The organism is Bacillus sp. S3 (genome assembly GCF_005154805.1).
Taxonomy (GTDB): domain Bacteria; phylum Bacillota; class Bacilli; order Bacillales; family Cytobacillaceae; genus Neobacillus.
This window is the reverse complement of sequence record NZ_CP039727.1, coordinates 377094-390344: the sequence shown is the minus strand read 5'-3', so window position 1 is coordinate 390344 and position 13251 is coordinate 377094. Positions and strand designations below refer to the sequence as shown.

Sequence of the window (13251 nt, the reverse complement as noted above, 5' to 3'; positions counted from 1 at the left end):
AAAACAACCCACAACAGGTTGTTTTTTTTGTGCCTGGCAACGTCCTACTCTCACAGGGGCGCATGCCCCAACTACCATCGGCGCTGAGAAGCTTAACTTCCGTGTTCGGTATGGGAACGGGTGTGACCTTCTCGCCATAGTTACCAGACTATTTATTTGAGGTTTCATTCCCTCAAAACTAGATAATGCAGAAGAAGTTTTGTAAAAACGAGTTCAACCAATTAAAAATGGTTAAGTCCTCGATCGATTAGTATCAGTCAGCTCCACATGTCGCCACGCTTCCACCTCTGACCTATCAACCTGATCATCTTTCAGGGATCTTACTAGCTTGACGCTATGGGAAATCTCATCTTGAGGGGGGCTTCATGCTTAGATGCTTTCAGCACTTATCCCGTCCGCACATAGCTACCCAGCGATGCCTTTGGCAAGACAACTGGTACACCAGCGGTGCGTCCATCCCGGTCCTCTCGTACTAAGGACAGCTCCTCTCAAATTTCCTGCGCCCACGACGGATAGGGACCGAACTGTCTCACGACGTTCTGAACCCAGCTCGCGTACCGCTTTAATGGGCGAACAGCCCAACCCTTGGGACCGACTACAGCCCCAGGATGCGATGAGCCGACATCGAGGTGCCAAACCTCCCCGTCGATGTGGACTCTTGGGGGAGATAAGCCTGTTATCCCCGGGGTAGCTTTTATCCGTTGAGCGATGGCCCTTCCATGCGGAACCACCGGATCACTAAGCCCGACTTTCGTCCCTGCTCGACTTGTAGGTCTCGCAGTCAAGCTCCCTTGTGCCTTTACACTCTACGAATGATTTCCAACCATTCTGAGGGAACCTTTGGGCGCCTCCGTTACTCTTTAGGAGGCGACCGCCCCAGTCAAACTGCCCACCTGACACTGTCTCCCACCCCGATCAGGGGTGCGGGTTAGAATTTCAATACAGCCAGGGTAGTATCCCACCGACGCCTCCACCGAAGCTAGCGCTCCGGCTTCTCAGGCTCCTACCTATCCTGTACAAGCTGTACCAAAATTCAATATCAGGCTACAGTAAAGCTCCACGGGGTCTTTCCGTCCTGTCGCGGGTAACCTGCATCTTCACAGGTACTATAATTTCACCGAGTCTCTCGTTGAGACAGTGCCCAGATCGTTACGCCTTTCGTGCGGGTCGGAACTTACCCGACAAGGAATTTCGCTACCTTAGGACCGTTATAGTTACGGCCGCCGTTTACTGGGGCTTCGATTCAGAGCTTCGCTTGCGCTAACCCCTCCTCTTAACCTTCCAGCACCGGGCAGGCGTCAGCCCCTATACTTCGCCTTGCGGCTTCGCAGAGACCTGTGTTTTTGCTAAACAGTCGCCTGGGCCTATTCACTGCGGCTCTTCAGGGCTATGAACCCTAAAGAGCACCCCTTCTCCCGAAGTTACGGGGTCATTTTGCCGAGTTCCTTAACGAGAGTTCTCTCGCTCACCTTAGGATTCTCTCCTCGCCTACCTGTGTCGGTTTGCGGTACGGGCACCTTGAATCTCGCTAGAGGCTTTTCTTGGCAGTGTGGAATCAGGAACTTCGGTACTAAATTTCCCTCGCTGTCACAGCTCAGCCTTTACGGTGAACGGATTTTCCTATTCACCAGCCTAACTGCTTAGACGCGCATATCCAACAGCGCGCTTACCCTATCCTCCTGCGTCCCCCCATCACTCAAACGATTCATAGGTGGTACAGGAATATCAACCTGTTGTCCATCGCCTACGCCTTTCGGCCTCGGCTTAGGTCCCGACTAACCCTGAGCGGACGAGCCTTCCTCAGGAAACCTTAGGCATACGGTGGATGAGATTCTCACTCATCTTTCGCTACTCATACCGGCATTCTCACTTCTAAGCGCTCCACCAGTCCTTACGGTCTAGCTTCAACGCCCTTAGAACGCTCTCCTACCACTGACACCAACGGTGTCAATCCACAGCTTCGGTGATACGTTTAGCCCCGGTACATTTTCGGCGCAGAGTCACTCGACCAGTGAGCTATTACGCACTCTTTAAATGGTGGCTGCTTCTAAGCCAACATCCTGGTTGTCTAAGCAACTCCACATCCTTTTCCACTTAACGTATACTTTGGGACCTTAGCTGGTGGTCTGGGCTGTTTCCCTTTCGACTACGGATCTTATCACTCGCAGTCTGACTCCCACGGATAAGTCTTTGGCATTCGGAGTTTGTCTGAATTCGGTAACCCGATGAGGGCCCCTAGTCCAAACAGTGCTCTACCTCCAAGACTCTAACAACGTGAGGCTAGCCCTAAAGCTATTTCGGAGAGAACCAGCTATCTCCAAGTTCGATTGGAATTTCTCCGCTACCCACACCTCATCCCCGCACTTTTCAACGTGCGTGGGTTCGGGCCTCCATCCAGTGTTACCTGGACTTCACCCTGGACATGGGTAGATCACCTGGTTTCGGGTCTACGACCACATACTCAAACGCCCTATTCAGACTCGCTTTCGCTGCGGCTCCGTCTCTTCAACTTAACCTTGCATGGGATCGTAACTCGCCGGTTCATTCTACAAAAGGCACGCCATCACCCATAAACGGGCTCTGACTACTTGTAGGCACACGGTTTCAGGAACTATTTCACTCCCCTTCCGGGGTGCTTTTCACCTTTCCCTCACGGTACTGGTTCACTATCGGTCACTAGGGAGTATTTAGCCTTGGGAGATGGTCCTCCCTGCTTCCGACCGGATTTCACGTGTCCGGCCGTACTCAGGATCCACTCAGGAGGGAACGAAGTTTCAACTACAGGGCTTTTACCTTCTCTGGCTGACCTTTCCAGGTCACTTCATTTACCCCGTTCCTTTGTAACTCCATGTTGAGTGTCCTACAACCCCAAGAGGCAAGCCTCTTGGTTTGGGCTATGTCCCGTTTCGCTCGCCGCTACTCAGGGAATCGCGTTTGCTTTCTCTTCCTCCGGGTACTTAGATGTTTCAGTTCCCCGGGTATGCCTTCTATACCCTATGTATTCAGGTAAAGATACTGTTCCATTACGAACAGTGGGTTTCCCCATTCGGAAATCTCCGGATCAAAGCTTACTTACAGCTCCCCGAAGCATATCGGTGTTAGTCCCGTCCTTCATCGGCTCCTAGTGCCAAGGCATTCACCGTGCGCCCTTTCTAACTTAACCTAAAAAGGTTTATAACTCTTATTCAATAAGAGAGAAAAACTAAAATGGCGATTACTCGATGTTTACTTTGCTTCTTCTTACGATTATCTAGTTTTCAAGGAACGATTAAAAAAAGCTTTGAGAGAATTGCTCCCTCAAAACTAAACAAACAAGAAACGTCAACCTTATTATCAGTCCGAAGGACTGCATTATCCTTAGAAAGGAGGTGATCCAGCCGCACCTTCCGATACGGCTACCTTGTTACGACTTCACCCCAATCATCTGTCCCACCTTAGGCGGCTGGCTCCTTACGGTTACCCCACCGACTTCGGGTGTTACAAACTCTCGTGGTGTGACGGGCGGTGTGTACAAGGCCCGGGAACGTATTCACCGCGGCATGCTGATCCGCGATTACTAGCGATTCCGGCTTCATGCAGGCGAGTTGCAGCCTGCAATCCGAACTGAGAATGGTTTTATGGGATTGGCTAAACCTTGCGGTCTCGCAGCCCTTTGTACCATCCATTGTAGCACGTGTGTAGCCCAGGTCATAAGGGGCATGATGATTTGACGTCATCCCCACCTTCCTCCGGTTTGTCACCGGCAGTCACCTTAGAGTGCCCAACTGAATGCTGGCAACTAAGATCAAGGGTTGCGCTCGTTGCGGGACTTAACCCAACATCTCACGACACGAGCTGACGACAACCATGCACCACCTGTCACTCTGTCCCCCGAAGGGGAACGTCCTATCTCTAGGAGTGTCAGAGGATGTCAAGACCTGGTAAGGTTCTTCGCGTTGCTTCGAATTAAACCACATGCTCCACCGCTTGTGCGGGCCCCCGTCAATTCCTTTGAGTTTCAGCCTTGCGGCCGTACTCCCCAGGCGGAGTGCTTAATGCGTTAGCTGCAGCACTAAGGGGCGGAAACCCCCTAACACTTAGCACTCATCGTTTACGGCGTGGACTACCAGGGTATCTAATCCTGTTTGCTCCCCACGCTTTCGCGCCTCAGCGTCAGTTACAGACCAGAAAGCCGCCTTCGCCACTGGTGTTCCTCCACATCTCTACGCATTTCACCGCTACACGTGGAATTCCGCTTTCCTCTTCTGCACTCAAGTCCCCCAGTTTCCAATGACCCTCCACGGTTGAGCCGTGGGCTTTCACATCAGACTTAAAGGACCGCCTGCGCGCGCTTTACGCCCAATAATTCCGGACAACGCTTGCCACCTACGTATTACCGCGGCTGCTGGCACGTAGTTAGCCGTGGCTTTCTGGTTAGGTACCGTCAAGGTACCGTCAGTTACTCCGGTACTTGTTCTTCCCTAACAACAGAGCTTTACGACCCGAAGGCCTTCATCGCTCACGCGGCGTTGCTCCATCAGACTTTCGTCCATTGTGGAAGATTCCCTACTGCTGCCTCCCGTAGGAGTCTGGGCCGTGTCTCAGTCCCAGTGTGGCCGATCACCCTCTCAGGTCGGCTACGCATCGTCGCCTTGGTGAGCCGTTACCTCACCAACTAGCTAATGCGCCGCGGGCCCATCTGTAAGTGTCAGCCGAAACCGACTTTCAGCTTTCCCTCATGAGAGGGAAAGAATTATCCGGTATTAGCTCCGGTTTCCCGAAGTTATCCCAGTCTTACAGGCAGGTTGCCCACGTGTTACTCACCCGTCCGCCGCTAACCAACGGGAGCAAGCTCCCAATGATTCGCTCGACTTGCATGTATTAGGCACGCCGCCAGCGTTCGTCCTGAGCCAGGATCAAACTCTCCAAAAAGGTTGAGTTGATTAGCTCATAATTTAAAACGTTGGCTTAGTTTCTATAGAAGAAACTAATAATTTATTGTTTGTTGACGTTTTTGTTTGTTTAGTTTTCAAAGAACAATTTCATTACTTCGTTCAGAAGCAACTTTATTAATATAACATGTCGTTTTCTTCAAGTCAACACTTTTTTGAAAATGTTTTAAACATCTTCATAATGTGAACTCGGCATTAACGACTGCTTTAATATAATAACACCGAGCTAATAAAAGGTCAACAACAAAATAGTACTTTTTTAACAAAATAAGAAAAGCCGGCCCGATTGGCCGGCTTTTCTTATTTTGTTATCTTTACAATGCCTTCTTGTTTAAGTTCAACAAGACCTTTCTTCTTAATAACGATTCTTTCACCTTCTGCTAAGTTAGTGAAAACAATTGGAGTTATTGTAGATGTGGCATTCGCTTTAATATAGTCTAGATCTACGTTTAATAACGGCTGGCCTTTTTCAACACGATCATTTTCAGAAACCAATAATTCAAAACATTTTCCTTTTAGGTTAACCGTATCAATCCCAATGTGAATTAATATTTCTCGGCCGCTATCTGAGAGGATACCAATCGCATGTTTCGTAGGGAATAGGTTAACGATTTTCCCATCTACAGGTGACACTACCCTTCCGTCTGCCGGTACAATCGCAAAGCCGTCACCCATCATTTTTCCAGCAAACACTTGATCAGGGACTTCTGTAATCGATTTGATTTCTCCTGTTAACGGCGCGGCAAACACATCATCGGTCTCACGTTCTGATGTGAAGGCTTCTTCAATTTGTTGTTCTCCCCTTTCTTCCAATGCTTTTTCGATTGCACGCGGTCTTTTTCCTACCATTATATCTATCATTTGGCTCTTAATTATTTCTGAACGCGGTCCGAAGATTGCTTGAATATTGTTTCCTACTTCTTGGACACCTGATGCACCCAATTTCTTCAACTCTTCCTTATCCACATTCTTTGCATCATTTACTGAAACACGAAGACGGGTAATGCAAGCATCAAGATGAGCAATGTTTTCCTGCCCTCCCATGGCATTAAGGATATTATAAGGTAAGTCCTCGGCTTTTCCTTTATTGCTTACTTCATCCACTTCTTCTATTGCTTCCCGGCCTGGGGTCATTAAATTAAATTTAGTAATGGCGAATCGGAAGACTACATAGTAAATAACGGCGAAACAAAGTCCTAAAAGAATTGCAATCCACCATTTCTCTCTTCCTGGTAAGATACCAAATAAGAAAAAGTCGATGGCGCCACCTGAGAAGGTATAACCTAAATGAACATTAAAAACGGCCATTAATACAAATGAAAGGCCATCCAATACAGCATGAAGAACGAAAAGGACGGGAGATACAAACATAAAAGAAAATTCAAGCGGCTCTGTGATCCCTGTTAGGAATGACGTTAAAGCACCCGAGGCAAGCAAACCGGCAACTAGCTTTTTCCTCTCCGGCCGTGCGGTGTGATACATAGCTAACGCTGCAGCTGGCAACCCAAACATCATAATTGGGAATTCTCCCCCCATAAAGTTTCCAGCTGTAATTTTTACATTATCCTTTAACTGGGCGAAGAAGATGGTCATATCTCCACGAACAATATGGCCCGCTGCATCCTTATAAGAACCAAATTCATACCAAAATGGCGCATGGAAAATATGGTGTAAACCGAACGGAATGAGCAATCGCTTAATAAATCCAAAGAAGAAGACAGCGATATACGTTCCCTCGCCCATAAGCCACACGGATGCACTATTCATAGCCTGTTGAATCGGCGGCCAGATAACTAATAACAATAAACCAGCAATTAGCGATAAGCCTGATGTTGCTATCGGAACAAAGCGTTTGCCTGCAAAGAAGCCAAGAAATGAAGGCATTTCAATATCATGGTAACGATTATAGCAAAATGCTGCAATCAGACCGACGGTAATACCGCCAAATACACCGGTTTGTAAGGTAGGAATCCCCAAAACACTGGCATAGCTCGGATTCTCAGCGAGCATTTTTGCTGTAACACCTAACCATGAACTCATAACCTGATTTAACACTAAGTAACCAACGATGGCAGCAAGTGCTGCGGCACCATCACCCGCTAAACCTATCGCAACACCTGCGGCGAAGATAAGTGCCAAATTACCAAAAATAATTCCGCCTGCATCTTCCATGACACTTGCCACTAGTTGTATCCAATGAACATCTAAAAATGGCAGATAGTGCAGCATTGTTTCTTGTTGCAAGGCATTTCCTATCCCCAACAATAAACCCGCGGCCGGCAAAAGGGCTACCGGCAACATTAATGCTTTACCAATCTTTTGTAAGACCCCGAAAACTCTTTTAAACATGTAAATTACCTCCTGAAAGGATTCAAGCCCATAAAACGTTTACATTTTTCAATAAAATGAACAATAAAAAAGGCATGAGCAAAAGGTCCATTGAATGAAGGTATAGGAATAGAGTACCCCTAAAACTTCAATTCAAGTCCTTTACACTCATGCCTGGTCGAATCAGTAACACGTTATAATAATCGCTATTTAAATTTGTTTTGAAGTCTTTGTAAATGCATGGTCAGATATACTGCTTCTGCATCAAAGACCTTCTTTTTTAATGATTGCTGCATCACTTTAATGAGTTTCCACGAGAGATTATAGCACACAGGATATTCCTCTTTCAATAAGGAGGCAATTTTCTCCGGTTCTGCTACCCTTTCACCCTTTTCTACGCGTTCAATAGCAAAGCGAAGATGACGAACGAGTCTCATATAATCAATGCTTTCTTTATCGATTTCAAATTTAAACTGCTTCTCTACCATTTCAACTAGTCTGCTGACAAGCTGCGAATGTTGATTTACTACTGTTAGATTTTTATTCGTAATCGCACTATGGATGTGCAGAGCTATAAATCCAATCTCTCCAACCGGCAGACTTATTCCCGCCTTGTCATTAATATACCGAACGACTTCCTCCGCTATTTCATACTCGCGGTGGTAAAGGGCCTTTGTTTCAATTAGAAATGGATTTCGCATTTCCATTCCTTGCGAAGCTCTTGTCAGAGCAAACATTAAATGGTCCGTCAGCGCCACATGAATATGTTCATTTAAGACAGATTGGGTCCGCTGTTTTATTAAGTCAATCGAGGAAATAATGACTTCTAAATACTCGTTATCGATAAACGGAAGTAGCTTAATGTAGTTTTGCTGCTCTTTTTCGTTTTTCAATACAAACAGCTTTTCTACTGCTTCAGTTTCGATATAGTCCCCGTGTTTTCGATTAAACCCTATACCTTTACCTATTAACACAACTTCTTCATAGGAAGGGTGTTTAGCGATTAGCACATTATTATTCAATACTTTATCAATTAATAAATTGGCCAAACAGTTTCCCCCCCGTTCCTACTTAATACATTCATATTTAATGTTATAAGAGGCTCCACTGGAAGTCAACGACCATTTTCGACAACTTTTCTAAAACATAGCTGGGAAGTTATTCAAATTTCATCCCTTTTAAACCTATAAAAAAGAACAATGCGCTAAATCCAAGCAGTGCTGCAGTATCTTTTAGTAAGGTTCCAGTGTGCAGGCTGCCGCTGATGATTTCTTTAAAGCCTGACATCGCCCATGTCTGCGGGACGCCCAAGGCAATTTTTTGCATAATCTCCGGTACCACATCAATCGGCCAATAAACACCGCCAAGCATACAAGTGCTCACGATTAAAACCGCACTGATTGCCGAGGCTTGCTGCTTTGTTTTGACGAGCCCGGCAATCATGAGACCGAAGCCCACCACACATAGGATGACGAGTGATGCAAAGGGAATGAAATAAGATAACCTTCCCCAGGTTGTTTCAAACATGATATTCATAGCAGCCATTAATACCGCAAATTGAATCCACCCCATCAAAAAGTAAGCCAAAAGATAGCCAAGGCTTATTTGCAGTTTGCTTGCAGGTGAAACAATCAGCCTTCCCCATGTACCGCCAATTCGTTCATCAAGGATTGCCGAGGCTGCTCCTGACAGACCGAACATCATAAACATGATGGCAAATCCAACAAACATCAGGTTGATAACTACTGAATCATTGGTATCTTTTTGAATGATTTGCTTTTCGACTGTCACACCTTTATTTGCAGCGATTGTCTCGAGCACTTCGGAAAAAGCGCCCTCATCCCTTGCGGATGCAACCTGATAGGAACGAAGAATCACCCCTGCCGTTCCCTCTATATGAGAAGATAAGGCTAGATAATTTTCCGTCTTGCGCTGCAGAATTATGTCAAATATCGGTTTCTTTTCGGTGATTCGTTGGCTGATATCATTCGGCAGCACGACAGCAGCAACCACATCCTGTGCAGAGACATTTTTTTCAGCCTGCTTGCGTGTTACCTTTTTCCAGCTATAATTTTCTTCCTGCTTTAACAGATGCAGAATCTCTGTATGGACCGGTGAATCACCGGAAACAACGTTAACAACTGGTTTGGTCTGTTCTGAATTAACAGAGATGCCTCCGAAAATCCAGCTAAACAATGCCGGCATGACAAACATCAGCACCAGCGTCCCAGGGGATTTGAAAAACTCTTTTAAATGAAGTGAAAGAATCGTCCAGATCTTACGCATATTTCCCTCTCCTTTCGAATGAAAGGCGAATTAATCCAATGACAAAAAAAAGCAGACCAAGACCTAATGACCCGCCGATTGCCGGCAGGATCTTGATAATTGACGCACCTGACATTAGATCTAAATAGGATTGCAGCGCCAGCCCATTAGGGATAAACTTTGTTGCGAAAACGATCCAATCCGGGAATATATACAATGGAACCATACTCCCGCCAAGAGCTGCCATGATTTGTGTTCCAAACATGCCAGCCACATTAAACGATTTCTCTGTTTTAATAAACGAGCCCGCTAACACACCAAGTCCGCACGCATTGATGACAAACGCTACTGTCATGATGACTATACTTGAAACGGACGGCCCCCAATCTACCCCGAAAATAAGCCTGGTACCGGCAATGATGATAAATGCTTGCATCAAACAAATACTGATTAAGCCGAGCAATTTTCCAAACAGATAATTGGGGTAGGTTAAATTTGTAAGAAGCAGCCGTTTAAAGACCTCTTGTTCTTTTTCGAGGATCATGGTGGAAACACCTTGGACGACTGTCATCAATAGAAACATTACACCCATGGCAGCTGCGTAATATTGAAAAGAGCTGACCGGCTTCGTTTTCGCATCGATTGTTGTTTCTTTAATCAGCGGTTTTTCCCCGTACCCTTCCAGCAGCGGGCTGGTTGGATTCCCTCCCTGCACCGGCTGGGCCATTTGCGCCGCAGCAGCTTCAATTGGTATCGAGCGCGAAAACTGCTCAATCACATTTTGTACAATGGTTGAGTTAATAAAGGTGTCAGGCACCGATAAAAGTTTTACTTTCGTTCCTTGTCCTGTCATCAATGATTGGGTGAAGTCTTTTTCGATGATGATGCCGACGGTAAGTTTGTGGTCTTTTATTTTTTGGGTCATTTCTTCTTCTTGATAATATTTCACTTGTATTTGTTCTGATAAGCTTTTGGCAAACACTTCATCGGTTAGGACTTTGCTCAGCTGGCCCTGATCTAAATTAACCACCCCGAGGGTGAATTTTTTGATTGTAAACTCTTCATCTTCCTTCATCATATCCCCAAAGGCCGAGCCTAAAATGGCGATTAACAGCAGCGGCATTAAAATCAGAGTTAAAAGGGCCTTTTTATCGCGCGCGACAAGTATGAGATCCTTCCATGCAAGCCACCAATATTTCATCCTCTCCGCCCCCTAATCACGTAAATTTCGTCCGGTCAGATGCAAAAAGACACTTTCGAGGTTCGGTTCCACGATATCCACTGAGGTAACCTTTGTGCCTGTTTTGGTCACCGCCTGAATGAATTCTGTTAATATCAATTGCGGCTCTTTATGAAAGACCATCACTTGCTGGTCTTGGATTTGAACATCATTTGAAGAAAAAAGGCCCGTTAACGTCTGATTAAGCTGGTCTACATTTGCACTTTCCTTCTCAATCGTTAAAATAATCCGCGAATGATCACCAATGGTTTCCCGCAGTTCACGTAACGTACCGGAAGCAATTAATTGCCCATGGTCAACAATGCCAATCCGCTCACAAAGGTATTCAACCTCCTCCATATAATGGCTGGTATAAATGATCGTCATCCCTTCACTGTTAAGAAGTTTTACCGTTTCCAAAATGTGATTTCTTGATTGCGGATCGATACCAACAGTCGGCTCATCCATAATCAGCAATTCTGGTTTATGTAAAATCGCTGCCCCAATATTGACCCGCCGCTTCATCCCGCCGGAAAAGGTCTCAACTTTATCCTTTGCCCGGTCTGTTAAACCGATAATCTCAAGCACTTGATCGACACTTTTCTCAAGCTCATTCCCTGAAAGATCGTACATTCTTCCCCAAAATTTTAAATTCTCCCGTGCTGACATCGTCTGATAAAGGGCAATCTCCTGCGGTACAACCCCAATCCATTTTTGTGCTTGCTTCGGGTTTTTCACCACATCGATATCCTTTATCCGAATGATCCCTGATGTGGGCGGAAACAATCCGGTCATCATATTGATAGTGGTTGACTTTCCTGCCCCATTTGGCCCAAGCAGCCCATACGACTCTCCTTTCTCGACTGCAAATGAAACTCCCTTTACAGCCTCGAAATCCCCAAAGCTTTTGCGCAATTCCTGAACGGTTAGCATATTCACATAACCACTCCCTATTTCCATTATCTACCTACACCCACATCATACAGAAGCGCTATAGCGAAATTTGTAAAATCTTGTCGTTTACAAAAATAAAAAATAGGAACTGCAGCCCATCTGCAGTTCCCTTTCGTACTATTTTAAGAAGATGAAATATAGGACAAAAATAACAAAGAAGAAATACATAATTGGGTGAATTTCTTTTGTCCGCCCCTTAACGATCATGGTAATCGGGTAAAAGATGAAACCCATGGCAATCCCTGTCGCAATACTATAAGTAAGCGGCATCGTGATCATTGTTAAAAAGGCCGGAACAGCAATTTCAAACCGTTTCCAATCAATTTTACCTAAGGATGTAACCATCAATACCCCCACAATGACCAATGCCGGTGTGGTAACGGGTGCCGTAATGACTGATAATAACGGAAAGAAAAACAATGATAAAATAAATAATGCAGCAGTTACCAATGATGCAAATCCTGTTCTAGCACCTGCCGCAACCCCCGCTGTTGACTCAACGAAAGAAGTAGTTGTCGATGTTCCAAGAACAGCCCCAACACTAGTAGCAACGGAATCAGAAATGAGTGCCCGTCCTGCACGCGGAAGCTTGTTATCCTTCATTAGACCTGCTTGGCTGGCAACCGCAACCAACGTCCCTGCATTATCGAAGAAATCAACAAACAAAAACGTTAAGATAATTCCAAGCATCGTTGTTGTATAAAATGAACTCTCGCCAAAAGCGGAAAATGCAGCCCCAAAGGTTGGTGCTATACTAGGTACCTGCCCGACTACTTGATGCGGCATTTTTATTTCGCCAAAAATCATGCCGACAATAGCCGTCAACATCATTCCGTAAAAAACAGCACCTTTAATGCCACGTGTCATCATAATGACAGTGACGATAATTCCAAAAATCGCAAGCAGTGGACCACCTGCCGTTAAATCTCCAAGTCCAACAAGTGTGGCATCATTATTGACAATGATCTGTGCACTTTGTAAACCAACAAAGGTAATAAATAAGCCAATCCCTGCACCGACTGCATGCTTTAAATCAATGGGAATCGCATTGATAATTTTTTCACGAAGTCCTGTTAATGTCAGTAAGAAGAAAAACACACCGGAAATCAATACGGCACCCAGTGCATGCTGCCACGGAATTCCGCTGCCTAACACAACCGTGAAAGCAAAAAAGGCATTCAATCCCATTCCCGGCGCCAATGCCATTGGATATTTCCCAATCAGCCCCATAATGATCGAGCCAATTGCAGATGCTAAAGCAGTAGCGACGAATACAGCACCATAATCCATGCGTAAGGCATCCGGGAAGTCCTTAACTGCCGCCAGTGATAATGTTAATGGGTTAACTACCAGTATATAAGCCATTGCTAAGAAAGTGGTAAATCCACCGATAATTTCTCTGCGATAATTCGTTCCATGCTTCTCAAACTCAAAGTACTTTTGCACTTTCATTTCCCCCTATAAATCTTTTCTTTATTATGCAAAAAACCGCTCTGGTATACTCTACCGGAGCGTCTGACTTTAGGCATGTGCAATAAATAAAAAGAGGAAAAA

Annotated in this window: 6 protein-coding genes and 3 rRNA genes; all 9 read right to left on the bottom strand. The window is 45.6% G+C overall.

Going from position 1 to position 13251, the window contains the following annotated elements:
• Positions 1-31: 31 nt before the first annotated feature.
• Positions 32-148 (bottom strand): 5S ribosomal RNA (gene rrf, locus FAY30_RS01885).
• Positions 149-227: 79 nt separating this feature from the next.
• Positions 228-3163: ribosomal RNA gene (locus tag FAY30_RS01880) — 23S ribosomal RNA — on the bottom strand.
• A gap of 198 nt (positions 3164-3361) precedes the next feature.
• A 16S ribosomal RNA gene (locus tag FAY30_RS01875) occupies positions 3362-4911 on the bottom strand.
• The 16S, 23S and 5S rRNA genes sit together here, the layout of an rRNA operon.
• Before the next feature lie 320 nt (positions 4912-5231).
• The gene (gene ptsG, locus FAY30_RS01870) at positions 5232-7280 is read right to left on the bottom strand and encodes a glucose-specific PTS transporter subunit IIBC (RefSeq protein ID WP_149868297.1); all 2049 of its coding nucleotides are present in this window, start codon (positions 7278-7280) and stop codon (positions 5232-5234) included.
• 185 nt (positions 7281-7465) lie between these two features.
• Complete coding sequence (glcT, locus tag FAY30_RS01865; protein WP_149868296.1) at positions 7466-8308, bottom strand: glucose PTS transporter transcription antiterminator GlcT; 843 nt, start codon at positions 8306-8308, stop codon at positions 7466-7468.
• 109 nt (positions 8309-8417) lie between these two features.
• Positions 8418-9545, bottom strand: a complete 1128-nt coding sequence (locus tag FAY30_RS01860) for an ABC transporter permease (RefSeq protein ID WP_223820864.1) — start codon at positions 9543-9545, stop codon at positions 8418-8420.
• Positions 9538-10725: an ABC transporter permease gene (locus tag FAY30_RS01855; RefSeq protein WP_149868295.1), complete on the bottom strand. Its 1188-nt coding sequence runs from the start codon at positions 10723-10725 to the stop codon at positions 9538-9540. The genes FAY30_RS01860 and FAY30_RS01855 overlap by 8 nt, the downstream gene beginning before the upstream one ends.
• A gap of 12 nt (positions 10726-10737) precedes the next feature.
• A complete protein-coding gene (locus FAY30_RS01850) occupies positions 10738-11676 on the bottom strand; it encodes an ABC transporter ATP-binding protein (protein ID WP_149872556.1) in 939 nt (312 codons plus the stop codon).
• 138 nt (positions 11677-11814) lie between these two features.
• Positions 11815-13143 carry an NCS2 family permease gene (locus FAY30_RS01845; RefSeq protein WP_149868294.1) on the bottom strand — a complete coding sequence of 443 codons (1329 nt, stop codon included), beginning with the start codon at positions 13141-13143 and terminating at the stop codon, positions 11815-11817.
• Between the last annotated feature and the right edge of the window lie 108 nt (positions 13144-13251).